At 66.0% G+C, this 25,799-nt stretch carries 26 protein-coding genes; 15 read left to right on the top strand and 11 right to left on the bottom strand.

All coding sequences use genetic code 11. From position 1 onward, the window contains the following. Nucleotides 1-164: 164 nt before the first annotated feature. The 3 genes from HY058_12510 to HY058_12500 are packed head-to-tail and all read left to right on the top strand — an operon-like array spanning nucleotide 165 to nucleotide 4,365. Nucleotides 165-1,745, top strand: coding sequence for an ABC transporter substrate-binding protein (locus tag HY058_12510; protein MBI3498119.1), 1,581 nt, complete (start codon nucleotides 165-167; stop codon nucleotides 1,743-1,745). Between the two features lie 9 nt (nucleotides 1,746-1,754). Continuing rightward, a complete protein-coding gene (locus tag HY058_12505; protein ID MBI3498118.1) occupies nucleotides 1,755-3,218 on the top strand; it encodes a M81 family metallopeptidase in 1,464 nt (487 codons plus the stop codon). 52 nt (nucleotides 3,219-3,270) lie between these two features. Further along, nucleotides 3,271-4,365: a DSD1 family PLP-dependent enzyme gene (locus HY058_12500; protein ID MBI3498117.1), complete on the top strand. Its 1,095-nt coding sequence runs from the start codon at nucleotides 3,271-3,273 to the stop codon at nucleotides 4,363-4,365. A 127-nt stretch (nucleotides 4,366-4,492) separates the two neighbouring features. Here HY058_12500 and HY058_12495 read toward each other — a convergent pair whose 3' ends face one another. From HY058_12495 to nagA, 3 genes are read right to left on the bottom strand one after another with little or no spacing between them, the layout of a single operon-like run. Beyond that, nucleotides 4,493-5,263, bottom strand: a complete 771-nt coding sequence (locus HY058_12495; GenBank protein MBI3498116.1) for a slipin family protein — start codon at nucleotides 5,261-5,263, stop codon at nucleotides 4,493-4,495. Between the two features lie 60 nt (nucleotides 5,264-5,323). Further along, nucleotides 5,324-6,700 (bottom strand): nodulation protein NfeD, encoded by a 1,377-nt coding sequence (locus tag HY058_12490; protein MBI3498115.1) that lies wholly within the window; start codon nucleotides 6,698-6,700, stop codon nucleotides 5,324-5,326. 55 nt (nucleotides 6,701-6,755) lie between these two features. After that, nucleotides 6,756-7,937 (bottom strand): N-acetylglucosamine-6-phosphate deacetylase, encoded by a 1,182-nt coding sequence (gene nagA / locus HY058_12485; protein ID MBI3498114.1) that lies wholly within the window; start codon nucleotides 7,935-7,937, stop codon nucleotides 6,756-6,758. Between the two features lie 54 nt (nucleotides 7,938-7,991). Between nagA and HY058_12480 the strand changes: the two genes are divergently transcribed. Further along, entirely contained in the window at nucleotides 7,992-8,873 is an 882-nt protein-coding gene (locus HY058_12480) for an N-acetylmuramic acid 6-phosphate etherase (protein MBI3498113.1), read from the top strand. 71 nt (nucleotides 8,874-8,944) lie between these two features. Here HY058_12480 and HY058_12475 read toward each other — a convergent pair whose 3' ends face one another. Together HY058_12475 and HY058_12470 are read right to left on the bottom strand one after the other, a co-directional pair. After that, nucleotides 8,945-9,967, bottom strand: a complete 1,023-nt coding sequence (locus tag HY058_12475) for a serine hydrolase (GenBank protein MBI3498112.1) — start codon at nucleotides 9,965-9,967, stop codon at nucleotides 8,945-8,947. After that, nucleotides 9,964-11,064, bottom strand: a complete 1,101-nt coding sequence (locus HY058_12470; protein ID MBI3498111.1) for an anhydro-N-acetylmuramic acid kinase — start codon at nucleotides 11,062-11,064, stop codon at nucleotides 9,964-9,966. Before HY058_12470 ends, HY058_12475 begins: the two co-directional genes overlap by 4 nt. Nucleotides 11,065-11,210: 146 nt before the next feature. On the opposite strand from HY058_12470, the gene HY058_12465 reads away from it, so the two are divergent. From HY058_12465 to HY058_12415, 11 genes are all read left to right on the top strand, one after another. Next, nucleotides 11,211-12,698: an ABC transporter substrate-binding protein gene (locus HY058_12465; protein MBI3498110.1), complete on the top strand. Its 1,488-nt coding sequence runs from the start codon at nucleotides 11,211-11,213 to the stop codon at nucleotides 12,696-12,698. Between the two features lie 174 nt (nucleotides 12,699-12,872). Further along, nucleotides 12,873-13,823, top strand: coding sequence for an ABC transporter permease (locus tag HY058_12460; protein ID MBI3498109.1), 951 nt, complete (start codon nucleotides 12,873-12,875; stop codon nucleotides 13,821-13,823). 13 nt (nucleotides 13,824-13,836) lie between these two features. Then, nucleotides 13,837-14,700: an ABC transporter permease gene (locus tag HY058_12455; GenBank protein MBI3498108.1), complete on the top strand. Its 864-nt coding sequence runs from the start codon at nucleotides 13,837-13,839 to the stop codon at nucleotides 14,698-14,700. Then, nucleotides 14,700-15,167, top strand: coding sequence for a GNAT family N-acetyltransferase (locus HY058_12450; GenBank protein MBI3498107.1), 468 nt, complete (start codon nucleotides 14,700-14,702; stop codon nucleotides 15,165-15,167). The genes HY058_12455 and HY058_12450 overlap by 1 nt, the downstream gene beginning before the upstream one ends. 79 nt (nucleotides 15,168-15,246) lie before the next feature. Then, the gene (gene murA, locus HY058_12445) at nucleotides 15,247-16,524 is read left to right on the top strand and encodes a UDP-N-acetylglucosamine 1-carboxyvinyltransferase (protein ID MBI3498106.1); all 1,278 of its coding nucleotides are present in this window, start codon (nucleotides 15,247-15,249) and stop codon (nucleotides 16,522-16,524) included. A 106-nt stretch (nucleotides 16,525-16,630) separates the two neighbouring features. Then, nucleotides 16,631-17,428, top strand: coding sequence for a transporter substrate-binding domain-containing protein (locus HY058_12440; GenBank protein ID MBI3498105.1), 798 nt, complete (start codon nucleotides 16,631-16,633; stop codon nucleotides 17,426-17,428). Nucleotides 17,429-17,620: 192 nt separating this feature from the next. Next, nucleotides 17,621-18,295: an amino acid ABC transporter permease gene (locus tag HY058_12435; protein MBI3498104.1), complete on the top strand. Its 675-nt coding sequence runs from the start codon at nucleotides 17,621-17,623 to the stop codon at nucleotides 18,293-18,295. Then, entirely contained in the window at nucleotides 18,292-18,981 is a 690-nt protein-coding gene (locus tag HY058_12430; GenBank protein ID MBI3498103.1) for an amino acid ABC transporter permease, read from the top strand. The genes HY058_12435 and HY058_12430 overlap by 4 nt, the downstream gene beginning before the upstream one ends. 16 nt (nucleotides 18,982-18,997) lie before the next feature. After that, entirely contained in the window at nucleotides 18,998-19,906 is a 909-nt protein-coding gene (locus HY058_12425) for an NAD(P)-dependent oxidoreductase (protein ID MBI3498102.1), read from the top strand. Nucleotides 19,907-19,986: 80 nt separating this feature from the next. Continuing rightward, on the top strand, nucleotides 19,987-21,168 hold the full coding sequence (locus tag HY058_12420) for an ion transporter (protein MBI3498101.1): 1,182 nt from the start codon (nucleotides 19,987-19,989) through the stop codon (nucleotides 21,166-21,168). 97 nt (nucleotides 21,169-21,265) lie between these two features. Further along, nucleotides 21,266-21,454: a hypothetical protein gene (locus tag HY058_12415; protein MBI3498100.1), complete on the top strand. Its 189-nt coding sequence runs from the start codon at nucleotides 21,266-21,268 to the stop codon at nucleotides 21,452-21,454. Here HY058_12415 and HY058_12410 read toward each other — a convergent pair. From HY058_12410 to HY058_12385, 6 genes are all read right to left on the bottom strand, one after another. Further along, complete coding sequence (locus HY058_12410) at nucleotides 21,451-21,732, bottom strand: DUF2817 domain-containing protein (protein MBI3498099.1); 282 nt, start codon at nucleotides 21,730-21,732, stop codon at nucleotides 21,451-21,453. The genes HY058_12415 and HY058_12410 overlap by 4 nt on opposite strands. 75 nt (nucleotides 21,733-21,807) lie before the next feature. Further along, complete coding sequence (locus HY058_12405) at nucleotides 21,808-22,596, bottom strand: transporter substrate-binding domain-containing protein (protein MBI3498098.1); 789 nt, start codon at nucleotides 22,594-22,596, stop codon at nucleotides 21,808-21,810. Then, nucleotides 22,593-22,772, bottom strand: a complete 180-nt coding sequence (locus HY058_12400; GenBank protein MBI3498097.1) for an SDR family oxidoreductase — start codon at nucleotides 22,770-22,772, stop codon at nucleotides 22,593-22,595. Before HY058_12400 ends, HY058_12405 begins: the two co-directional genes overlap by 4 nt. After that, nucleotides 22,732-23,766: an AAA family ATPase gene (locus HY058_12395; GenBank protein ID MBI3498096.1), complete on the bottom strand. Its 1,035-nt coding sequence runs from the start codon at nucleotides 23,764-23,766 to the stop codon at nucleotides 22,732-22,734. Before HY058_12395 ends, HY058_12400 begins: the two co-directional genes overlap by 41 nt. After that, complete coding sequence (locus HY058_12390) at nucleotides 23,763-24,968, bottom strand: putative DNA binding domain-containing protein (GenBank protein ID MBI3498095.1); 1,206 nt, start codon at nucleotides 24,966-24,968, stop codon at nucleotides 23,763-23,765. Before HY058_12390 ends, HY058_12395 begins: the two co-directional genes overlap by 4 nt. A gap of 48 nt (nucleotides 24,969-25,016) precedes the next feature. Next, the gene (locus HY058_12385) at nucleotides 25,017-25,799 is read right to left on the bottom strand and encodes a glucose 1-dehydrogenase (GenBank protein MBI3498094.1); all 783 of its coding nucleotides are present in this window, start codon (nucleotides 25,797-25,799) and stop codon (nucleotides 25,017-25,019) included.

Below are 25,799 nucleotides of genomic sequence, written 5' to 3'. Positions count from 1 at the left end.
CACCATCAGAGTTGTACCCACTCCGGACTTCTGGCGAAGTGGGTACGCGGATGGATCATAGGCATAGGGGGGCTTCCTAGACAACGGCGCCCCCGTTGCCCGAGCCGATCCCGAGTGCGACACTTCGTCCGCGCCCCCGAGGATCGGTCGAAGGAGCCCCCACCATGGCCTGGAAGCCTTGCCTCATTGCGCTCTCGGCGCTCTCGCTGATCTCGCTGCCGGCCTTGGCGCAGACGCCGGCGGGCGCGACCTCCAAGACCTTGAAGCTGGTACCCCATGCCGATCTCCGCAACATCGATCCGGTTTGGACCACGGCGATCATCACCCGCAACCACGCCTATATGGTCTACGACGCGCTGTTCGGCGTGGACGAGGGCTTCGCTCCGCGCCCGCAAATGGTCGGCGAGGAGACGGTCAGCGCCGACGGTCTGACCTACACCCTTACCCTGAGATCCGGCCTCAAGTTTCACGATGGCGTGAGCGTGACTGCCGCCGATGCGGCGGCCTCGGTCAGCCGCTGGATGAAGCGGGACGCGGAGGGGCAGGCGCTCGCCTCGGTCTTGGCCGAGATCAAGGCGATCGACGTGCGCACGCTCACGGTGAAACTGAAGCAGCCCTATGGCTTCGTCGAAAGCTCGCTGGGGCGCATCGGCGCTCCCGCCTTCATCATGCCCGAGCGGGTGGCGAGGACCGATGCCTTCCAGCAGATCGACGACACCACGGGCTCGGGACCGTATCGCTTCGAGCGGCCGGAGTGGCGGCCGGGCAATCTCGCCGTCTATACGCGGTTCAAGGACTATGCACCCCGCGCCGAACCGACGGTGCTCACCGCCGGCGCCAAGCTGGTGAAGCTGGAGCGGGTCGAGTGGGTCTACCTTCCCGATCCGGCAACCGCGGTCGCCGCGCTCAATTCGGGCGAGGTCGACATGATCGAGGCGCCGACCCCGGATCTGCTGCCGCTGTTCCAGGGCAACGCCAACGTCAAGATCGCGGTTGCCGACCCCTTGGGCATGCAGGTGGTGCTGCGCCCGAACCATCTGCAGCCGCCTTTCGACAATCCGAAGGCGCGGCAGGCACTCTATTACCTCGTCCAGCAGAGCGAATACATGCGGGTCATGGCCGGCAGCCCGGAATATTGGCGGAGCTGCGACTCGCTCTTCATGTGCGGTACGCCGACGGCCACCTCCGCCGGTGCGGAGATCTTCGACAAGCCGGATCTTGCCAAGGCGAAGCAGCTCTTCGAAGAGGCGGGCTACAAGGGCGAGCCGGTGGTGGTGCTCTATCCGACCGACCACCCGAGCGGTCCGGCGGCGCTGGTGACGGCGGAAAATCTCAGGAAGATCGGCGTCAACGTGCGCCTGGAAGCGATGGACTGGGCGACCTTGACCACCAGGCGCGCATCGAAGAATCCGGTCAGCTCCGGCGGCTGGAGCATCTTCCATACCCGCACCGACGGCGTCTCGGCGGCGAGCCCGCTCGCCAACAATCCCGTCGGCGCCGGCTGCGAGAAAGCCTGGTTCGGCTGGCCCTGCGACAGCGAGGCTGAGCGCCTGCGCCTGGCTTGGCCGTTCGAGGCCGACGAGAAGAAGCGTCGCGACATCGTGGAGCGGCTGCAGCTTCGCTTGATCGAGATCGGCTCCTATGTCGTGGTCGGCCAATACACCATGCCGACCGCCTATCGCAGCAACGTCGTCGGGCTCATCGCCTCGCCGGCCCTCGTGCTGTGGAACATCGAGAAGCGATAAGCTTGACCCATGAAGTTCTTCGCTGCGGCACTCGCCACCGAGACCAACACCTTCTCACCGATCCCGACCGATCTCGAGGCCTTCAAGGAGGGCCTCTACGCGCCGCCGGGAACGCACCCGGATACGCCGACCTTGTGCACCGCACCCTTGGTGGCGGCGCGCGGGCGCGCAAGGGAAGAGGGTTGGACGCTCGTCGAAGGGACCGCGACCTGGGCCGATCCCGCCGGCACCGTCAACCGTGAGGTCTACGAGCAGCTTCGCGACGAGATCCTAGGCCAGCTCGAGGCCGCACTGCCGGTCGACGGCGTGTTTCTGGGCCTGCATGGCGCCATGGTCGCCCATGGCTATGACGACTGCGAAGGCGATCTCATTCAGCGCGTGCGCCATCTCGTTGGCCCCGAGGCGATCATCGGTGCCGAGCTCGACATGCATTGCCACATCACCCATGCGATGACCGAGGGTGCGGACGTGCTCATAGCCTTCAAGGAGTTTCCCCATATCGACTTCGCCCTGCGCGCCGCCGAGCTGGTCGATCTCTGCCTCCGCGCCGCCAAGGGCACAATCAAGCCGGTCATGTCGGTCTATGACTGCCGCATCATCGGCGGCTACATGACCAGCCGCGAGCCCGGCCGCAGCTTCGTCGATCGCCTCATGCGGCTCGAGGGCAAGGACGGCGTGCTGTCGATCTCCATCGGCCATGGCTTCACCGCCGCCGACGTGGCCGAGGTCGGCACCAAGGTGATCGTGGTGACGGACGATCGCAAAGAGGCGGGCGCGCGGCTTGCGGAATCGCTCGGCCGCGAGCTCATCGAGATGCGGGAATTGGGCTGGCCCGAGCATCTCAAACCCGACGTCGCCATCGACCGCGCGCTCGCGCATGCACAGGGGCCGGTGGTGCTGGCCGATCGCTGGGATAGTCCCGGCGGCGGTGTCGCCGGCGACTCGACGGTGGTCCTCCGCCGCTTGCTGGAGCGCGGCATCGGCAATGCCGCGCTGGGTGCCATCTGGGACCCGGTCGCCACCCGCTTCTGCATGGCCGCCGGCGCGGGGGCCAGGCTTCAGCTTCGCTTCGGCTCCAAGGCGCAGGCCGGCACCGGAGAGCCGATCGATGCCGAGGTGCTGGTGACCAAAATCGTGCCCAATGCGCACCAGACCTTCCGCGGCAGCATCGTGCCCTTGGGCGATGCGGCGGCGATCCGGGTGGCCGGCATCGAGGTGGTCTTGAAGACGAATCGGGCGCAGACCTTCGATCCCTCGCTCTTCACCAATCTCGGCATCGAGCCCAAGACCAAGAAGATCGTGGTGGTCAAGTCGTCGAACCATTTCTACGATGCCTTCGCCCGGATCGCGGCGGAGATCCTCTACGTCGATTCCGGCGGGCCTTATCCGAGCGACGCCCGCAAAATCCCCTATACTCGCATCCGCCGCCCCATCTGGCCGCTCGACGACGTCGCCATCGGGGCCCCGTTCTGATCGAGATCCTAGGAGCCGTAACTTGGTCACCCGTCCTCCTGCCGAGATCGGCATGCCGCTCGAGCATGTCGATACGCCGGCGCTCATCGTCGATCTCGAGGTGTTCGAAGCCAATCTCGAGGCCATGGCTGCCTTCGGCGAGCGCGCCGGGATCTTTCTGCGCCCGCATGCCAAGACGCACAAATGCGCGGTCATCGCCATGCGCCAGGTGGCGCGCGGCGCCATCGGCGTCTGCACCCAGAAGGTGAGCGAGGCCGAGGCCATGGTCATGGGCGGCGTCAGCGACGTCTATGTCTCGAACGAAATCGTCGGCACCCGCAAGCTCGAGCATCTGGCGGCACTGGCGCGCCAGGCCAGGATGTCGCTTTGCGTCGACCATCCCGACCAGATCGCCGCCGCCAGTGCGGCTGCGGTCAAATACAAGACCGAGCTCGGCGTCAGGGTCGAGATCAACACCGGCGGCAATCGCTGCGGCGTCGAGCCGGGGCAGCCGGCCGTCGACCTGGCGCAGCGCATCGCCCGCTCGCCGGGCTTGCGCTTCGAAGGCCTGCAGGCCTATTTCGGCCGCGCCCAGCACATCGAGGATCATGGCGAGCGCCGGGCAGCCGCGCTGGCGGGCATCGAGAAGGCGAAGGCGACCCAGGCCGCCTTGGCGGCGAGCAAGCTCGCTTGCACCTATATCGGCGGCGCCGGCACCGGCACCTATGAGTGGGAAGGCGAGAGCGGCGTCTACAACGAGCTGCAGGTCGGCTCATACCTGTTCATGGATGTGGCCTACGGAAAGAACCGGGATGCCCAGGACAATCCCGTCAGCGACTACCGCCAGAGCCTCTTCGTCTATTCAACGGTGATGAGCCGCCCGCAGCCGAACCGCGCGGTCTTCGATGCCGGCGTCAAGGCGGTCAGCCTCGATGCCGGCCCACCCCGGCTCTGGGGCGAGGACGATGTCGAATATGTCCGCGGCGGCGACGAGCATTGCAGCTTCGTCTACAAGAACCCCAACCGCACGCCGGCATTGGGCGACAAGCTCATGCTGGTGCCCGGCCATTGCGATCCGACGGTCAATTTCTACGATTGGTATGTGGGCGTGCGCGAAGGCCGCGTCGAAGCCCTCTGGCCGATCACGGCGCGCGGCGCGCTGCTGTAGCATTTCGGCTTGCCCGCCCCTCACCCCGTCCCTCTCCCCATGGGAGAGGGGGTAAGAGGGATTCCCTTTCGTCACCTCTCCCGTGGGGAGAGGTCGCGAGCGGAGCGAACGGGTGAGGAGCGAGCTCTCAGCCAGAAGGACCGCCGGGCTTCATGTGGGAGAGCCAGTCGACCGGCACCGGGAAGATGATGGTGGAGGCCTTCTCGCCGGCGATGTTCTGCATGGCGGCTAGATAGCGGAGCTGCATCGCCTGGGGTTTGCCGGCGAGGATGGTGGCGGCCTCCAGGAGCTTTTGCGCCGCCTGCAGCTCGCCTTCGGCGTCGATCACCTTGGCGCGCCTTATGCGCTCCGCCTCGGCCTGCTTGGCGATGGCGCGGATCATGTTCTCGGCCAGGTCGATGTGCTTCAGCTCGACATTCGAGACCTTGATGCCCCAGGCCTCGGTCTGCTCGTCCAGAATCCGCCTGATGTGATCGTTCAATTTGTCGCGCTGCGCCAGCATCTCATCGAGATCGTGCTGGCCCAGGACCGAGCGGAGTGTGGTCTGCGCGAGCTGGCTCGTCGCCATCTCGAAAAACTCGACTTGAATGATCGCCTTCTCCGGGTCGATGACGCGGAAATAGATGACGGCGTTGACCTTGACCGAGATGTTGTCCCGGCTGATCACGTCTTGCGAGGGCACGTCGAGCACGCGGGTCCTGAGATCGACCCTGACCATCTGCTGGGCGAACGGCACCAGCACGATGAGGCCGGGGCCCTTCACTGCCCAGAAACGGCCGAGGGTGAAGACGACGCCGCGCTCATACTCCCTCAGGATCTTGAGCGAGGAGTAGAACACGAACATCAGAAACGCCATCGGCAGCACCAGGACGGCGATGCTGGTGACATCGGAGAACATGGTTTCCTCCCTGGAAGCCTGGCTAGCCGATCGCGTGCGCGGCTATGATGTGTTCATTCATTAGGCGCTCGCTGCCGGCTCGACCACGAGGGTGAGCCCGTCGATGCCGACGACCCTGATATCGGTGCCGGGATCGAGCGTGGCCGCCCCGCGCGCCCGCCAGACCTCGCCATGGGTCTTGACCCGGCCTTCGCCGCCCTCCCAGGCCACCACCGTCCCGCGGCTGCCGATCATCTCTTCGCGGCCGCTCACCACCCGCCGGCGGCGCGCGCGCATGGCAATGCCGAGCACGGTGAGGAAGAAGACGAGGCTCGCCGCCGCCGCACCCAGGATCAGCGGCCAGGACACGTGGACGGCGAAGCCGTTGCCGGCGGAATCGTAGAGGAAGATCGAGCCGGCGACGAAGGAGACGAGCCCGCCGATGCCGAGCGCCATCACATTGGGCGTGAAGGCTTCGGCCACCATGAGAGCGATGCCGAGCAGCATCAAGGCCAGCCCCCCATAGTTGACCGGCAGCACGGCGAGCGCGGTCAGGCCGAGGAGCAAGCAGATGCCGCCGATGATCCCCGGCAGCACGAAGCCGGGGCTCCAGAACTCGAAGATGATCCCGTAGATGCCGCCCAGCATCAGGATGTAGGCGATGTTGGGATCGGTCAGCACCTGGATCAGCTTCTCGCGCCAATCCGCATCGAGGCTCTTGATCGAAGCCCCCTTGGTTGAGAGCGTCACCTCGCGGTTGCCGACCGTCACCTTGCGGCCGTCGATCTGGGTCAGGAGGTCGTCGAGATCGCGGGCGATCACCTCGATCACCTGCTCCTTCTTCGCCTCCTCGGCGGTCAAGGTCGCCGCCTCGCGCACCGCCTTCTCGGCCCAATCGGCATTGCGATGGCGGAGCTGGGCGAGGCTGCGCATATAGGCGGTCGCATCGTTGAGGATCTTCCGCTCCATGGTGCTGCCGGAGGCGGCCGGCTTGTCCTTGCTGGCATTCGGATCGGAGGGATCGGACTTCTTCTCCGGCTCGGTGCTGCCGGGAAGCCCGGGCATGCCGAGGCTGACCGGGGTTGCCGCCCCCATATTGCTGCCGGGGGCCATCGCGGCCACATGGCTCGCATAGAGGATATAGGTGCCGGCGCTGGCCGCCTGCGCGCCCGCGGGCGAGACATAGACCGCGACCGGCACCTTCGCCTCGAGGATGGTCTGAATGATGGCGCGGGTCGAGGTGACGAGGCCGCCCGGCGTGTCGAGGGCGATCACGGCAAGCGCCGAGTCCTCGGCTTCGGCTTGGCGGATGCCGCGCTCGATGTAGAGCGCGGTGGCGACGCCGATGGCGCCCCTGACCGTCAGCACATGGACCGGGCGATCCCCGGCGAAGACAGCGCCGGACAGCGTCAGCAGGGCCGTCACGAGAGCGGCGAGAGCTCCGAGCCTCGACGGCATCATCCCTCCCCGGCCGAAGATGGCCATGCTCCCCGACCCTTCCCTCGACCTCAGTCTAGTCCGCCACGGTCTTGCTATCTACAGGGGCACGTCCGGCGATCCAGGTCTCCTTGACCGCAAGCCCGTCGTCGAGGAGCACGAGATCGGCCCGCATTCCCGGCTTGAGCCGGCCCATGCGATCGGCGATGCCGAGGAAATCCGCGGGATAGGCCGATGCCATGCGCAAGACTTCATCGAGCCCGAGGCCGAGCAGGGCGACGGCGTTGCGGAGTGCCGCTGCCATGTCGAGGGCAGAGCCAGCCAGCACGCCGGAATCGGTCAGACAGCGCCCGCCCATGACCGTGATGGTCTCGCCATAGAGGCGGAAGCTCTTGGCATCCGTGCCGACCGGCGGCATGGCGTCGGTCACCAGAAAGACTTTGCCCAGGGGCTTTGCCGCCAGCGCCACGCGGAGGCACGCCAGATGCACGTGGAACCCGTCGAGGATGATCCCGCACCAGGACTCTGCATCGGCGAGTGCCGCGCCGACCGCCCCCGGCTCGCGGCTGGTCATCGGCGACATCGCATTGAAGAGGTGCGTGAAGCCGGTGATGCCGCGGGCGAGGCCCGCCATGGTTTCCTCGTAGCTGGCGGCGGTGTGGCCGGATGCCACGCGCACACCGGCGGCGACCAGGCGCTCGATGCTGCCCGGCGGCATGCGTTCGGGTGCCACCGTCACCAGGACGGTGCCGGCCCTTGCCTGGGTCAGCAGAGCCAAATCCGCCAGGCTCGGCTGCCGCAGCCGGTCGAGGGCATGGACGCCGCGGCGCTCGGCCGCGAGGAACGGGCCTTCGATGTGGACGCCGAGGAGGCCCGGCACGCTTTCCGCCAGGCCCTGGCGCACGGCATCCAGCGCCAGCTCCATCGTCTCGGGATGGTCGGTGATCAAGGTCGGCAGGAAGCCGGTGGTGCCGAAGCGTCGATGCGCGGCGCCGATCTTGCGGATGGCGGCGACGCTGGGGTCGTCGTTGAAGAGCACGCCGCCGCCGCCATTCACCTGGGCATCGATAAAGCCCGGCGCCAACAGCCCGCCGAGGTCCCGGCGCTTCACCCCCCGGGGAATGCGGCTCGCCGGTACGACCCGCTCGATGCGCCCGCCGGCGACGATGACCGCATGATCATCCAGCATCGCCTCTCCGGTGAACACGCGGGATGCAGCGAGCGCCGTCGTGTCGGTCGATTGAGACGGTGGTGGCATGGCGCCGGCGATACTAACATGCAGCCGAGAATGACGAAGCCACCACCCCAGCCGATGAGCACCGAAAGCACCAGCGACATCAGTCGCGGGCTGGACGTCCGGCCGCCGCGCGAGATTCTCGCGGCGCTCGTCGCGGGCCAACGCAACGCCATCCAGGCGGTCGAGCGGGCTCTGCCGGCGATCGAAGCCGCCGCCGAGGCGAGCCTGCCGCGGCTCAAGCGAGGCGGGCGGCTCATCTATGCCGGGGCCGGCACCTCCGGTCGGATCGGCGTGCAGGACGGTGTGGAGCTGACGCCCACCTTCGATTGGCTGTGGGATCACCTCGGCTTCATGCTCGCCGGTGGCGAACCGGCGCTTCTGCGCTCCGTCGAAGGGGCGGAGGATGATCGCTACGCCGCGGCCCAGGAGGTGACGCGTCTCGCCATCCTACCCGACGACATCGTGCTGGCGCTGGCGGCGAGCGGCACGACGCCCTTCACCGTGGCGGCCGTGGAGCACAGCCGCAAGGCCGGAGCGCTCACCATCGGATTTGCCAACAACCCGGATACGCCGCTGCTGACCACCGCCGACTATCCCGTGCTGCTCGAGACCGGAGCGGAAGTGATCGCGGGCTCGACGCGCATGCAGGCGGGTACCGCCCAGAAGGCGGCGCTCAATCTCTATTCTTCCCTCGTCATGATCCGTTTGGGGCGGGTCTATGACGGCCACATGGTCGATCTGCGCGCGACCAACGCCAAGCTCGTGCATCGGGCCGAACGCATGCTCGTCACCATCACCGGCGCCACCGAGGCGGACGCACGCGAAGCGCTCAAGCGCTGCAAGGGAAGGGTGAAGCCCGCCGTGCTGGTGCTGAAGGGCCTCTCGCCCAAGGCCGCCGACACGGCGCTCGCCCGCGCCGAGGGAAATTTACGCAAGGCGCTGGAGGCGTTGGGCTGAGGCCGAATGCCTCCACCCCGACCCTCCCTCACGCTGACGCATGGGGGAGGGTCGGGGTGGGGGCACTCGTCTCAACGCTCCGAGAACGGCCACGCCGCCGCCAGGCGGTTGCCGACGGCGCGGCGGAGCGATTGGATGCCGGTCTCCACATGCCGGCTCGGATGCACCCGGTTGGTCAACAAGGCCCAGGCGTAGCCGCGCTCGAAATCGATCCAGAGCCCGGTGCCGGTGAAGCCGGTATGGCCCAAGGTCGCGGCCGAGCAGAGCCCACCGCCGGACCAGCCGGCATGGCGGCGCTGCCAGGCGAGGCCCCTGGTCGGCGATTGCGGCCGGAGCATCTCATCCAGGCTTGCCTGCGTCAGCACCTTGCCGGAGGTGAGCGCATGGGCAAAGCCGAGCACGCCGTCGATGGTGCCGAAGAGCCCGGAATGGCCGGCCACACCGCCCAAGGCATAGGCGTTCTCGTCATGCACCTCTCCGCGCATCACCCGGCCGCGCCACTGGCAGTTCTCGGTGGCCGCGGTCTGCTTCGGATCAGGCGCGAAGGTGAGACCCTTGGAGAGGGTGAGGGAGGCGAGCGGCTTCTCGGTGAAGCGCTCGATCACCAGGCCCAGGAGGATGAAGCCGATATCCGAGTAGACGTGCTCGCCCAAGGGCCAGTCGTGCTGCAGCACCAGGGTCTTCAAGGTCGCCGCATCGCTGCCCCAGGTATAGATCGGCTCGACCGCGGGGAGCCCGGCCTGGTGGGTGAGGCACTGGCGGATGGTGAGCCCACGCACCGGTGCCGCCGGCACGTATTGGTGGAGATCGGGGAGCGCCAGCGACAAGGGATCGTCGAGGTCGAGCTTGCCGGCCTCCACCAGGCGCATGATCTCGGTCAGGGTGACGATGACCTTGGTCAGGCTGGCGAGGTCGAAGATGGTGGCGCGGCTCATGCTCTGGCGCTCGGGCGTCAGCATGGCGTGGCCGGCCCAGCGCACCGCCGATTTGCCGTGCTCGGTGAAGACGCCGAGCACCGCTCCGGGAATGGAACCAGCGGCGACGGCGGCAGAAGCGGGCTCGAAGGCGGACTCGAGGGCGCCGGCGAGGCTCATGCCGCGTTCTTGCTCGGCCGGTGCAGGCGACCGCCGGAGATCGGCTTGGGCACGCCGGTGGTGCCGGGAACGCTCAAGGGCAGATGGTAGAGCGAGCGCACGGCGAGGAAGGCGAAGGCCTGGGCCTCGAGCCCGTCGCCCTGCCAGCCGGCAGCCTCCACCGGTTCGACCGGCACGCCCAGGCGTTGGCGCAGCATCGCCATGAGGACGGGATTATGCCGGCCCCCGCCGGTCACCAGAAAGCGCCGGGGCGGGGCCGGCAACAGCGCCCGGGCCCGGGTGACGGAAGCGGCGGTGAAGGCGGTCAAGGTGGCGGCCCCGTCCGCTTTCGTCAGGCCCTTGACCGGCTCGGCCGAGAAATCGTTGCGGTCGAGGGATTTCGGCGGCTTCCGCTCGAAATAAGGATTGGCCATGAGGCGGGCGAGGACCGCCTCGTCGATGGTTCCGGCGGCGGCAAGCTTGCCGTCGACGTCGCACGCCGTTCCGGTGTGGCGCTCGGCCCAATCATCGATCATGGCGTTGGCGGGGCCGGTGTCGAAGGCGATCACCGTCTCGCCGTCGAGAAAGGTCACGTTGCCGACCCCACCCAGATTGAGCACGGCCAGGGGCTGCGGCAGATCGGCGGCGAGCGCTTTGTGGTAGAGCGGCGCCAGGGGTGCCCCTTCGCCGCCGGCGGCGAGGTCGGCGGAGCGGAAGTCGTTGACGACCGCAATGCCGAGGCGCTCGGATAAGGCCGCGCCGTCGCCCAATTGCCTGGTCCAGTGCCGCTCCGGGCGGTGCAGCACGGTCTGGCCGTGATAGCCCACCACGTCCACCCTACGCGCCGGGATCGCGTTCGCCGCGAGGAAGGCTTCGAGCGCATCGCCATTGGCGCGGGTGAGCTCGGCCTCCAGGGTCTTGAGCGGGTCGGTTTCCGCCCGCTTGGGGTCGGCCACCACCTCGCCCAGAGCATGCCGGAGCGCGGTTTTATAGGGATATGTCGCCCATTTGCCGCGGCTGGCGATGTGCTCGCCGTCGGTCTCGATGATGGCGACGTCGATGCCGTCCATCGAGGTGCCGCTCATGAGCCCGATTGCGGTTAGAATGCGGTTGGCCATCTCGTTTCCCCTGGGCGCCCTTGGGCGCGTCCTCGGCTGATCAATGCCCGATTGACGCCCCGCCGGCAACGGTATGATATCCGGCGATCGGCCGCCCGGAGCATGGGAAATCCAGCGGGCCGGCGGAAAGAACCAGGGAGAGTCGGATGCGGGTGAGCTTACGCAAGGCGGTCTTGGCGATTGCATTGGCGGCGGCGCCGCTCGGGGCCTCGGCCCAGACCTTGGAGATCGCAACCGATGCCTCGCCCAGCGGGCTCGACCCGCATGTGGCGACCGCGTTTGCGACCATCCTCGTCAACGGCAACCTCTATGAGGGTCTGACCGCGATCGACAAGGACCTCCGGGTCGTCCCCTCGCTCGCCGAGTCCTGGTCGGTGAGCCCGGACCAGCTCACCTACACCTTCAAGCTGCGCGCGGGCGTCATTTTCCATGACGGCCAGACCATGACCGCGAAGGACGTGACCGCCTCGATCGACCGGGTCCTGGACAAGGCCACGGGCTCGCCGATCGCCAGCCGCTTCAACATGATCGCCTCCAGTGCTGCGGACGCATCGGGCTTCGTCATCAAGCTCACTGAGCCTTCGGCCCCGTTCCTGGCGCAGCTCTCGGGCCTGGCCATCCTTCCCGCGACGCATGGCGATCTCGCCCGGACCGCCGTCGGCACCGGACCGTTCAAGCTGGTCGAATGGGTCCCCGACACCTATCTCCGCCTCGCCAAGCACGATCAATACTGGGAGAAGGGCTTGCCGAAGCTGGCGGCGCTCAAGATCAACATCGTGCCCGAGGCTTCCACCAGGCAGGTCGGCATCGCCAGCGGCACCTATCACATGATCCCGACCCTCGATGCCCAGACCGCGCTCACGCTCAAGGGCAATGCCAATGTGCGGCTGATCCAGGCCCAGGATCTCGCCTACACGCTGATCGGCCTCAACGTCTCGAAGCCGCCCTTCGACAATGCCAAGGTGCGCGAAGCGGTCAACGTCGCGATCGATCGCGGCAAGGTGGTGCAGGCGGCCTATTTCGGCCAAGGTGTCGCGGGCGGCCCGTTGTCCCCGGCCTTGACCGACTGGGCGACACCGGTCGACAAGTTCTCCTGCTACAAGCCCGATGCGGCGAAGGCGAAGGCGCTCCTCAAGGACGCCGGAATCGCCGGCGAGCTCGCGGTCACCATCAACGTCTTGGGCTCGATCCAGGTGGTCAAGGACGTGGCCCAGGTGGTGCAGGCCGAGCTCAACCAGGCCGGCTTCAAGGCCAGCCTCAACGTGCAGGAGCAGGGCAAGTTCATCCAGGATTGGCGCAATTCCGCCTTCGAGGCCTTCGCCTCCACAAATGGCGGCAATGTCGATCCCGACGACTATCTCAATCGCACCTTCCGCACCGGCGGTTCGACCAACGTGTTCAAATATTCGAACGCCGGCTTGGACAAGCTCTTGGACGATGGACGGCGCACCACCGACAAGGCACAGCGCCAGAAGATCTACACCGAGGCGCAGCAGGTGCTCGCCTGCCAGGGTCCGATCTCGCATGTGGCCTATGGCACGCTGTTCACCGCGGTGCGCAGCAACGTCAAAGGCTACGAGCTGATCGCCACCCGCTCCACCCGTTACCTCCGCGAAACCTCGCTCGACAAGTAAGGCGCTGCAGAGCCCTCACCCTCCCACGCGATCGCGTGGGCCCCTCCCTCTCCCGCGGTGCGGGAGAGGGGCTTAGTGCGTCACTCTGCAACCCTCTCCCGCACCGCGGGAGAGGGTGCCGAGCTTAGCGAGGCGGGTGAGGGTCTTGTCTGCGCCCGGCGCGAGTGACTTGCTATGCGTCGATTAATCCTCGCCCGCCTCATCGATCTTCTGACGGTGCTGTTCGGGGTTTCGATCATCGTCTTCCTGATGATCCGGCTCATTCCGGGCGACGCCGTGCAGATCATGCTGGGCGCCAACACCGAGATCACGCCCGAGCGCCTGGCCGCCCTCTATCACCGGCTCGGCATCGACCGACCGATCCTGGAGCAGTATTTCCTCTGGCTGGCGGGCGTGCTCCAGGGCGATCTCGGCCGCAGCGTGTGGACGGGGGCGCCGGTCGCCGAGGAGATCATCGCCCGCATCGGCGTCACCGCGGAGCTGATGGCAACCTCGCTCACGTTGGCCGTCGTGCTGGCAATCCCGGCGGGTTGCCTCATGGCCTATGTCCGGCGCTCGGCCGGGGACTATGCGATCCGTCTCGTCACCATCGCCGGCATCACCGTGCCGTCGTTCTGGCTCGGCATCGTCCTCATCTACGTCTTCTACAATCTGGCTCCAAACTTCCAGGCGGTGGGCTATGTCCCCTTCCGCGACGACCCCGTGGGCAATCTGTCACGGCTGCTGCTGCCGACCATTGCCCTCTCGCTGCCGATCCTCGCGGCCTTGAGCCGGATCTTGCGCACGGCCATGCTGGATGCCCTCGGCCAGGACTATGTGCGCACCGCTCGCGGCAAGGGTGTCAGCGAGGCGGGCGTGGTCTTCCGCCACGCCTTGCGCAACGCCCTCATCCCGTTCGTGACCGCGGTCGGCATCATCGCCGGCTATCTCTTCGGCGGCACCATCGTGGTCGAGCAGGTCTTTGCTCTGCCGGGCTTGGGCCGCCTCATCATCGGCGCCATCGCCGAGCGCAACTATCCCCTGATCCAGGCGGCGATCCTCTTGGTGACCTCGGGCTTCGTCGTCATCAACTTCCTGGTCGACCTCCTCTATGCGGCGATCGATCCCCGCGTGCAGGGAGAATGAGGGTGCAGGGATCATGACCGCATCCTTCGCCACCGCCGCCCCGCGCCCCCGGCCGAAGTTTCTGCCCGAGCACCCTCTGCTGCTGATCGGTGGGGTTCTGGTGGCGGCCCAGGTGGCTCTCGCTTTCCTGGCGCCGCTGATCGCCCCCTATGATCCAACGGCACAGAGCGTGCTCGACCGCCTGCAGGGTCCGAGCCTCAGTTTCTGGCTCGGCACCGATCAGTTCGGCCGCGACACGCTCTCGCGCATCCTCTGGGGCTATCGCGCCTCGTTCCTGATCTCGCTTGGCTCGGTGGTGCTGGCGCTGGGGCTGGGCGGCAGCCTCGGCGTGATCGCGGCCTATTACCGCGGCTGGACCGAGCGGGTGATCATGCGGATCATGGACCTCATCTTCGCCTTTCCGATCATTCTGCTCGCCATCGGCATCATCTCCATCCTGGGCCCCCAGGCCTGGACCACGGCGATCGCCATCGGCATCGTCTATGTGCCGACATTTGCCCGCCTCTTGCGCGGGCCCGCCCTGGTCATCGCCGAGAGCGAGTTCGTCTTGGCGGCCCGCTCCTTGGGTGCCGGTGACGGGCGCATCCTCTTGGTCCACATCGTGCCCAATCTCGCCAGCGTCATCCTGGTGCAGGCGAGCCTGTCCTTGTCGACGGCGATCCTGGTCGAGGCCTCGCTCTCCTTCCTCGGCATCGGGACCCAGCCGCCCACGCCGTCCCTCGGCCTCATGCTGTCGGAGGGCCGCAGCTTCCTCCTGCTCTCTCCCTGGACTTCAGTCTTCTCCGGGTTCGCCATCCTGCTCGCCTCCTTCGGCTTCAATCTCCTGGGCGACGCGCTCCGCGACAGCCTCGATCCCAGGCTGCGCGGCGCCCCTTGATGGCGGGCGCAACCCGTCCGGTTCGGCTGCGTCCGGCCCGTGCGGGCGACACGGAAGCGCTCTCGCTGGTGGCCTATGCCTCGTTCCATGCGGCGTTCGCCCCGATCATGGCGCCGGCGGGCCTGGCCACCAGATCCATGGACTTCTTCCGCCGGAAATTCGGCCGCGACTGGCCGGCAGTGACGGTGGCCCTCATCGGCCGCCGCATCGCCGGCTTCTCGCTCTTGCGCGATCGTCACGTCGAGATGCTGTTCGTCGACCCGAAGGACCAGGGGAGCGGCGTCGGCCTGGCCTTGCTGCGCCGGGCCGAGACGGACGGAGCGGCTACGTTGGAGTGCTTTGCCGCCAATGAGGGCGCGCGCACCTTCTACGAGCGCACCGGCTGGCGCTTGAGCCGCTCCTATCAGCGCGCGTTCGCCGGCACGGTCTACGACTTCGTCCTGTTCGCCGCGCCGCCGCCAATTTAGTCACAAAAACCGCCCCTTAGTCGTCGAATCGCCCTACAGGATGTGGTATGTTCGCGAATCGATCGCACTAGAGGCTTCTATGCAGCAGATTCGTATCAAGGGTGGTCATCCGCTCGTGGGCTCGATTGCGATCGGTGGTGCGAAAAACGCAGCCCTCCCCTTGATGGCCGCCAGCTTGTTGACCGACGAGACCCTGGCACTCGCCAATGTTCCCGAGCTCGCCGACATCCAGACCATGGCCGAGCTCCTGGCCCAGCACGGGGTCTGCCTCTCCAATGCCGGCAGCAACGGCACGCGGGTCTTGAGCCTGACCGCCCGGCGCATCGCCTCCACCACCGCTCCTTATGACCTCGTCAAGAAGATGCGGGCCTCGGTCTTGGTGCTGGGGCCCTTGGTCGCCCGCTGCGGCCAGGCCCGGGTGTCGCTGCCCGGCGGCTGCGCCATCGGCACCAGGCCGGTCGACCTGCACATCAAGGGATTGAAGCAACTCGGCGCCGAGGTGGAGGTCGAGAACGGCTATATCGAGGCCCGCGCCCCCGGCGGCCTGGTCGGCGCCGAGATCCAGTTCCCCTTCGTCTCCGTCGGCGCCACCGAGAATTTGATGATGGCGGCGTGCCTCGCCCGGGGCGAGACCGTCCTCGTCAATGCCGCCCGTGAGCCGGAGATCGTCGATCTCGCCTGCTGCCTCGCCGCCATGGGTGCGGAGATCGAGGGTGCGGGCAGCCCGCGCATCCTGATCCGCGGCAAGGACCGGCTCATGGGTGCCGCGCACCGGGTCGTTGCCGACCGCATCGAGGCCGGCACCTATCTGATGGCGGCCGCAATTACCGGCGGCGACGTCGAACTGACCGATACGACTTTGACGCCGCTCGCCGCCGTCGCCGAGATCCTGGAGATCGCCGGCGTCCGGGTGACCGAGACCGAGCGCGGCATCCGCGTCCAGCGCCGCAACCAGCGCCTCTCGGGCGTCGATGTGATGACCGAGCCATTCCCGGGATTCCCCACGGACTTGCAGGCGCAGATGATGGCGCTCATGACCACCGCCGAGGGGGCGGCGATGATCACCGAGACCATCTTCGAGAACCGCTTCATGCATGTGCCGGAGCTCTGCCGCCTCGGCGCCAATATCAATGTGCATGGCGCCTCGGCGGTGGTCAGGGGGGTGAAGGCGCTGACCGGTGCGGAGGTCATGGCAACCGATCTCCGCGCCTCGGTCTCTCTGGTGCTGGCAGGGCTGGTGGCCGAGGGCGAGACGGTGATCGACCGGGTCTACCACCTCGACCGCGGCTATGAGCGGCTGGAGGCCAAGCTCGCGGCCTGCGGCGGCGCCATCGAGCGGGTCTCGGCCCGGAGCTGACCCACCGATCCTCTCCCGGGGTTTTCGCCCGGGCGGCTTCAGGCTATCGTTCGAGCTCAAGCGTGGCTCGAACCACGCCTCCAAAACCGCGACCAAGGGGGAAACCGTGACCGATCTCATGCGCCGGCTGCTGCTGGCTGCGCTCGCCCTATTCGTTTGCACGATCTTCGCTGGCCCGGGCCAGGCGCAATCGCTCGATCGCATCATCAAGGACAAGAAGATCCGCATCACCGCCGAGGTGACCTCGCCGCCCTTCGGCATCCTCGACCAAAAGGGCGAGCCCGACGGCTCGGAGATCGCCACATCGCGCCAGCTCGCCAAAGATCTGGGGGTCGAGCTCGAGCTGGTGCAGGTGACCGGCCCGAACCGGATTCCGGCCCTCCTCTCCGGCCGCGCCGATCTCGCCATCTCCTCGCTCAGCATCACCTTCGAGCGGGCGAAGACGGTGATGTTCGCCAGCCCCCATGGCGCGCTTAGCATCGTCATCGGCGCGCCCAAGGGAACCGCCATCAAGGGCCCGGCCGATCTCGCCGGCAAGCGCATCGGCTTGACCCGGGCCACCCTCGAAGAGGCCGAGACGCCGAAGATCGCTCCGCCGGGCACCAACCTCGTCTATTTCGATGAGGCAGCCGCCACCATCCAGGCGCTGCTCTCGGGCCAGGTGGATGCGATCGGCATGTCGGCCTTCGCCGTCAAGTCCATCGCCGACCGCAACCCCGACAAGCAGATCGAGCCGAAATTCACCATCCGCACCGCCTATTATGCAATCGCGGTACGGCCCGGCGAGTTCGACCTCCTGCGCTGGGTCAATACCTGGGTGTTCTTGAACAAGCAGAACGGCGTGCTGGCCCAGATCTACGAGAAGCACACGGGCGTGAAGCTGCCGGAGCTGCCGACCTTCTGATCCTTTCGACGTTACGCACGCGCCCTCACCCTCCCACGCTAGCGCGTGGGTCCCTCCCTCTCCCGCGGTGCGGGAGAGGGGTTCATGTGCATCACTTTCTCGGCCCCTCTCCCGCACCGCGGGAGAGGGAGGGACCCGCGTCCTCGCGGGAGGGTGAGGGTTCTTGCTGATGCGTCTGCGTCGGGGTGCCCATTGAACTACGTCTTCCAGTTCGGCATCGTCGTCGACAATCTGCCGCGCCTCTTGGCGGGGGCCGCGCTCACCGTGAAGCTCGCGGCGGCGGCGACGGTCCTCGGCCTGGCGATCGGCATTCTCGGCGCTTATCTCCGCACCAATGGCCCACGCGCCCTCGCCTGGGCGGTTGCTGTCTACATCGAGGTGTTCCGCAACACGCCGTTTCTGGTGCAGCTCTTCATCCTCTACTTCTCGCTGCCGAGCCTGGGGCTCCGGCTGGAGGCAAACCAGGCAGCGCTCATCGGCATGGCGATCAATTTCGGCGCCTATGCGAGCGAGATTCTGCGCGCCGGCGTGGAGGCCGTGCCCGAGGGGCAGATCGAGGCCGGGCGCGCGCTCGGCCTCGGGCGCGTGCAGGTGTTTCGACGCATCATCTTGTTTCAAGCGATCCGGATCGTCTACCCGGCGCTGGCGAGCCAGTTCGTGCTGTTGATGCTGGGCTCGAGCGTGGTGGCGGCGATTTCGGCCGAGGAGCTGACCGCGATCACCAACACGCTGCAATCCACCACCTTCCGTGCCTTCGAATTCTATTTTGCGGCAACCGGCCTCTATCTCCTGATGACGCTCGGCTTTCGCGCGGGCCTGGGCGGCCTCTACTGGTACGTCTTCGAGCGCGGGCGGAGGGCGACGTGAGGCAATTCTCCACGCCCGAGTTCTTCTTTCTCTTGAAGGGGCTGCAATGGACCATCGTGCTCTCCCTGATCGCTCTCGCGGTGGGTGGCGCCTTCGGGTTTGCCATAGCGCTTCTCCGCGTGGCCCCGCAGCGGGCGGTCCGGCTGATCACGTCCGGCTACATCCAGCTCTTCCAGGGAACGCCGGTGCTGATGCAGCTCTTCCTCGTCTATTACGGCCTCGGCGTCTTCTTCGGCTTGAGGCTCGATCCCTGGACGGCGGTCACCGTGGGCTTCGCGCTCTATGCCAGCGCCTTCCTGGGCGAGATCTGGCGCGGCGCGATCGAGGCGGTGCCGCGTGAGCAATGGGAAGGCGCAAAAGCGCTGGCGCTCGGCTACTGGCAGGTCATGCGTCTCGTGGTGCTGCCGCAGGCAGTCCGCATCGCCATCCCGCCCACGGTGGGGTTCCTGGTGCAGCTCATCAAGAGCACCGCGATCGCATCCATCATCGGCTTCGTCGAGCTCACCCGCGCGGGGCAGCTCATGACCAACGTCACCTTCCAGCCGATGACGATCTACCCCCTGGTCGCGGTCTTTTACTTTCTTGTGTGCTGGCCCCTGTCATTGGCCAGCCGCCGGCTGGAGCGGCGCATGGATCTGAGGCGCGTCACCAGCGGCGCTCTCGCCGAACGGACCATCGCAATCTGAACAAGGAGCGGACGAGATGGCGGAGAAGGAACGCATCGGCTATATCGGCGTCGGCCTCATGGGCCATGGTGCGGCCAAGAGCATCCTGGCGAAGGGCTACAAGCTCACCGTCATGGGCCACCGCAACCGGCAACCGGTGGACGATCTCCTGAAGCTGGGCGCCGGCGAGGCAAAGACGCCGGCCGAGGTGGCCCGGGTCTCCGACATCGTCTTTCTCTGCCTGCCCTCCTCGGTCGAGGTCGAAGCCGCCGTCTACGGTGCCAACGGGTTTCTGGAGGGCTGCCGCTCCGCCATGGTGCTGGTCGACTCCACCACCGCCGATCCCAACTCCACCCGCAAGATCGGCCGCGACTTGGAGGCGCTGGGCGTCGGCATGGTCGACTCGCCCTTGGGCCGCACGCCCAAGGAGGCGGAGGAGGGCAAGCTCTCGACATTTCTCGGCGGCGCTCCGGCGATCGTGGCCCGCGTGCGTCCGGTGGTGGAATGCTATGCCGATACCATCATCGAGGCCGGGACGCTGGGATCCGGCACCACGCTCAAGCTCATCAACAACTTCATCTCGATCGGCACCTGCGCGGTCATCTCCGAGGCCTTGACGACCGCGGCCAAGCTCGGGGTCGACATGAAGAAGCTCTATGACGTCGTCTCCGCCGGCGGCGCCAACAGCCGCATGTTCCAGATGGTGATGCCCTGGGTCCTGGAGGGCGATGACGGCCATCTGAAGGGCCCGGTTCGCATCGCCAGCAAGGACATCCGCTATTACGGCAAGCTCGCCGAAGAGGCGCAATCCCTCGCCTTCATCGCCCAGGCGGTCAACCAATCCCTCCAGCTGGCGCAGACCCGCGGCCATGGCGAGCGCTTCATCTCGGTCTTTCCCGGCATCCTGGCCGAGCTCGTCGGCGCCAAAATCCGGGACCTCGACTGAGGGGCAATGGCCGGTCTGAACGGAACTCAGTCTATGAAGCATTGCGGCGCCGGCGCCGAGCAAGGAAACTAGCCCCCGTGATGCAGCGCTGGCGACATGCGGTCTATGCCTTGGTCGAGGGGGGGCAGCGGGGCTATCCCTTGGGCCGCGCCTTCGATCTCCTGCTGGTGGCCATCATCCTCGTCAACGTGACGGCCATCGTGCTGGGTACGGTCGAGGGCTTGCCGCCCAGCTGGCATCAGGTCTTCGATCTGATCGAGACCGCAGCGGTCCTCGCCTTCACCCTCGAATACGGACTGCGCCTGTGGGCCGCCATCGAGGATCCAAGGCGCGCCTACCGGCACCCGGTCTGGGGGCGGCTCCACTATGCCGTGTCGCCCCTGGCGGTGATCGACATCGTGGCCATCCTGCCGTTCTATCTGCACCTCTTTTGGATGCCGATCGATCCGTCGGTCGCGGTCTTGCTGCGGGCGCTCCGGCTGTTCAAGCTGCTCCGCTTCACCGGCGCCTTCGATCTCTTAGGCGAGGTCTTGCGCAATGAGCGCCGCCCGCTGGTGGCCGCCGGCACCGTGGTGTCGGTCGCCCTCCTGATGGTCTCGACCCTCGCCTACATGCTCGAGCACGACGCCCAGCCCGACAAGTTCGGCAGCATCCCCGCGGCGATGTATTGGGGCATTGTGACACTCTCGACCGTGGGCTATGGCGATTTGACGCCGATCACGCCCTGGGGGCGGGCGCTTGCCGGCTTCACCGTCGTCTTGGGTGTTCTGTGCTTCGCGCTGCCGGCCGGCATCCTGGCCTCCGGCTTCATCGAGGAGCTGCGCCGACGCGATTTCATTGTGACCTGGCATCTGGTGGCGAAGGTGCCCTTGTTCCAACTCCTCTCGGCGGCGCGCATCGCCGCCGTCGCTTCGATCCTGAAGCCGGTCCGGGTCGAAACCGGAGTCCAGGTGGTGCGCCAGGGCGATGCGGCCGATGCGATGTATTTCATCACCGCGGGCGAGCTCGAGGTGGAGACGCCGGGCGGTCCGGTCGCGCTCGGCTCCGGCGAGTTCTTTGGCGAGATGGCGCTGTTGGAGAGCGGCAAGCGCAGCGCCACGGTGACCGCGCGCAGCAACTGCGATCTCCTCATGCTGCAGGCTGCCGATTTTCGCCACCTGCTGGCGGGCTCGCCGGATCTCGAGAATGAGATCAGACGCATCGCCGCCGAGCGCGGCGCCAAGCGCCGCAGCGCCGAAGCGGAGACCCCGACCCCGGCTTGAGGCCGGCCAGTGCGTCTCATACTTTCGATGGATGGCGTCCGGGCGCGGCGAGACCGCAGACTGGATCCCATCGGCCGGAAGCCGCAGGAGCCAGGACATGCAGGCACGTCGGGACACGGGCACGAAAGCGCTTCAGCGCTTCGTCTTGGGTGGGGATCCGCTCACTGCCGTAGACACGCTGGCCGAGCTGCGTCGCCAATTCCGGGAGATGCCCCGGGACCGCCACGACAGCTTCAAGGGCTTGGTCGTCCAAATGCTGTTGCAGCTGGCAGAGGCCAGGGGCTAGGCCTCCGCCGCCAGCCCGCTGGCGACGCGACCCGTCAGCAGGCGGGCCTGGAGGATGACCATCTCGTGCCATTCCGGGCGCTCGGGCGCGAAGGTGTGCAGCAGGCGCTGCTTCACCCTCTGCACGCCGGCATCGTGCCAGTCGTTCTTGCCCTGGCGATGCAGAATGTGCTCCTGGCGCAGGGACTCGATCACCTCCGGGGTCGGCAAGGTGCCGTATTCGAAGCTGACATAGGCGGAATGCCGGCCGCAGTAATGCTCCCAGAGCTCGGAGCTCAAACCCTGCTGCGGCGGGGTTGCCGATTTGCCGGCGCGCTGCGGCATAGGTCGAGGCGAAGCGGTTGCTGAGGCTGGTCACGGTGCCGGCTCCATTTCGGTGCCGTTGTCGGCATGGCTGATCGAGGCTTCGAGGAAGCCGCTCCGGCGCATGTCGGTGAGGAATGCGTTGAGGGCGGCCAGATTCTGCGGCTGGTCGGCCGGAACGATGATCGCCTGGGGCACGCCGAAGATGCTGCCGGGCAACACTCGCAAGCCCGGCGTCTCCGCCACGATCCGCACGAGACGCAGACGGTTTCGGCCGAAGGCGTCGATCGACCCGGACGCGAACAGCCGGCCGATGTCTTCGGTCGCGTCGCGCTCGAGCTCGACGAGGGCGGCCGATTTCAGCGTGCGCGCGAGATAGAGGGCGATCGAGTCGCCCTTGAGAGCGGCGATGCGCAAACCCGCCCGGTCGATATCGGCGAAGGAGCGGATGGGCGAGGCCTCCGGCACCACCAGGCTCTGGGGGTTGCGGAGATAGGTCTGGGTGAACTCGATGGCGCCGCGGCGGGACGGATCGGTCGCGAGATAGCCGATATCGGCTTTGCCGTCGACCACGGCCTGCATCACCTGCGGCACGCCGACCAGACCGGTCATGAGGAAGGGCACGCCCAGGCGGCGGGCGAGCTCGGCCGTGAGATCGGCGGCGACGCCGACGACCTCGCCGGTGGCGGGGTTCCGGGTCGCTTGCGCCGGATTGCCGGCGAGATAGGCGGCGCGCAGAGTGCCGGTCGGCGCTAGGGAGCCATCTGCGCCGCGCGCCGCGCCCGGGAGCGCCAGCAGCGCCAGGATCAGAACGCCGAGGACTTTGCCCGTGGGTCTCATGCCGCCATCCAGCCGCCATCGACCAGCAGGTTCTCGCCGGTGAAGAAACTGGCTTCGTCGGAAGCAAGAAAGAGGGCGACGTTCGCCACGTCCTCGAGCCGGCAGAGCCGCGGCATCGGCGTGCGCTGCTGTCGTCTAGCGCTTCGCGCGAGCTTCCACAGAGTCGATCTTGGCATCGCCGAGTGTTGGTGAGCTTAGCGCAATGCGTTCTTCAATCTCTGTCGCCAAGGCTTCAAAATCTGCGTAACACTCCTGAACTGCTGCTTGGTGCCCACCAATCGCACCATCGGCAGGCTTTAGTAAAAACATCGGCTTTCGCGCCTCCTGAGCCATCGGCAGGAGAGAGCGATAGTCCTTGAGTTGCGCTAGCCGGTTTCCATCAACATCGAGCGCAGAGTCATCCCATTGCAGATTGAGTACATACTCAACGTAGATCCGCGGTGCACGGTCAAGCCACCGCTGAAACGCTTTCGCTGCCCCTCGGCCATAAGCAGAATAGCGGGAGATAATGTAACCCAGAGGTTCCATGGCTCCATTTGGCAACCGAAAGCCCAGGCTTTCTGGGGCACGCTTGAGGCGATCTTCCCATTCACGCCTCCAAGCTCTGAGCTTCGGACCGACATTCTGCAAGCCGCGGATCGAAAAAAGATCAGCTCCAATGGGAACCACTACGTAGTCTGCAGAAATAAGTGCGCATCTGTTGATAGCCCCGAGATTGGGACCAACGTCTATGAGGCCATAATCCGCATCTTGCGCAGCTCCGATTGAACGAAGCATGCGATCAAACGCTGCAATGACTCTGAAGGCGCGAGCTTCACTATTGAGACAGCGTGGCCACTGAGTTGAGAGTTCGTCCTCGATCTCCGAGAGAGTGAGATCTCCCGGAATCAAGGCGATACGTTCCCCCACGATTTGTGGCGTCACTTGGAGGAGGTCCCCGGTTCCTTCCATTAGGGGCCGCATTGCGGAATACACGGTCGCCGCGCCACCAGCTGCCCAAAGAGCGTCGATACGATCATCTTGAAGGAACATCGCCGACAGATTCGCCTGGGGATCCAAATCCGCAGCGACAACACGCTTTCCTCGCAAAGCGAACATCCAGGCCAAGTGATACAGAAGCGATGTTTTCCCCACGCCGCCTTTATTGTTGAAAAATGCCACCGTTTTCATGGACGCTTCCTGACCGTCACGTGGACCCAAACAGGTGCTTCCTCTGGCTCACAGCGGAATTGAGGTGCCGGACTTCCACTCTGTGCAAGGGCCATTCGGGCAATCTCTATGCCTTGGCCAAATCTTTCAACAAATCCATATCCCTTCAATGCTTCCGCCAGCGTCGGATTACGATAATCCGTATAGCCCGGCAGACCGAGCGTTAGGGGTGTTACAACACCGAAAGGACCTCCAGGACTGAGAATCTCTACGCGATCAGAGTACCACGTAACGCGAACAGGTGAGGTAGTGCCTTCGTATGTGCGGTGCATTAAGGCATTTCGCACGAGCTGCTGGAGCGCTGCCATTGGATATTCAGCCGCTCTCGTGTGCACCGTGGTCCCCATCTCGACCGGAGAGATGTTCGCCGCGTCAATTATCTCGTCTATACGACGTAGCTGATCTGGAATCGTACCTGTCAGCACGCGCTCATCGATGGTGTTATCGGTTAGGTTTTCTCCTCCAACACGGCGCCAAGCAATAGATGCTCCTGGAAACCAGTGCTGAGTTGATTTTCCAAGCATAGCGATAGCAGTGAACGTAGGAGTTTCATCTTGATCGATAAGGCGCAAAGCGCGCAATTGATCGACTACCGCACGCTGATTTTGAGCAATCGTGTCTCGCGAAACCATAGCAGGCAAATACTCTAGGTTAAATCGATTAAGGTCTAAATCGGAGAGGTTGGATCCGGCGACGGGCTGCGCATCAAACGGTAAATTTCCCCAGCGACGTTTCTCTACGAGACGCCGCTCTTCTTCAGGACTTGCTATTGCACGTCGTGGACCAACGCGAACCCAAGCGCGACCTCTAAAACGGACTGGCGGGTTCAGAGTCGGCTGCACAATTATGACAGCTAGGCTACACCCTCTAATGGTTGCTTGGCGCACCTCCATCACCGGGAACGGAGTCAGAGCGCCATCATCTCGTACATTCCCCAGAAGCCTCAATAGATCATCGTCGATCGTAAGGTTGCTACAAGTGCCATCATCCTCAACGCCGACAAACACGACACCTGGCTGGCGACGATCTGGCAGATCGTTCGAAAACGCACAGACGGCTTCCCGAATTTTGTCTAAGTCCGCAGCATTTCGCTTCCGCTCGTTGCGGTCGCTCTCTCCCCCATGGAGCAGTGTCTCAAGTTCGCCGTCGCTTAATGCTGGCATCGAACTCCCCGTGCAAGGATGATCCGCGCTGAATTGGCAAATCTGTTCTCAGGCCGCCATCCATCCGCCGTCGACCATCAGATTCACGCCCGTGATGAAGCTCGCCTCGTCGGAGGCGAGGAAGACGGCGGCGCGCGCCACGTCCTCGGGCTTGCCTAGCCGCGGCAAGGGCGTGCGCGCATGGGAGTAGGCGAGGCGCTGGGGATCGACAGAGCTGCCGCTCCGGCCGGTCAGGATCTTTCCGGGCGCGACGGCGTTGCAGATGATCCCTTGCTTGGCATAGTCGGTGGCGATCTGCCGGGTCAGATACGCAACGGCGCTCTTGGAGGTGCCGTAGGCGCAATTGCCCGGTGCCGCGATCATGCCGTGCTGGGAAGAGATGTTGACGATGCGTCCGCGCGCCTCGGCGCGCGGCTCCTGGGTCAGCATCTGCTTGATCGCGGCCCGGCACATGAGAAAGACGCCGGTCACGTTGACCGCCATCACCCGGTTCCATTCGGCGAGCGAGGTCTCGGTCAGGGTCTTGTCGCCGGAGATGGCGGCGTCGTTGACCAGCACGTCGAGGCGCCCAAATTCCCTGACCGTCGCCGCCACGGCCGCTTCGCTTGCCGCTTCCTCGGCGATGTCGGCCTCGATGAAGCGCACCTGGAAGCCCTCGCGTGCCAGCAACTCGTGGGTGGGCTCACCGCCCTCGCGCGGCTTCGTGGCGATGTCGACGATGACGATCGCAGCCCCTTCGCTCGCATAGGCGCGCGCGATGGCGCGGCCGATGCCAGAGGCGGCGCCGGTGATGAGCGCGATCTTGCCTTGGAGTCGCCCCTCTTGGCTCAT

The sequence above is a fragment of the Pseudomonadota bacterium genome, assembly GCA_016195085.1.
Taxonomy (GTDB): domain Bacteria; phylum Pseudomonadota; class Alphaproteobacteria; order SHVZ01; family SHVZ01; genus JACQAG01.
This window is presented reverse-complemented; position numbering and strand designations above follow the sequence as displayed.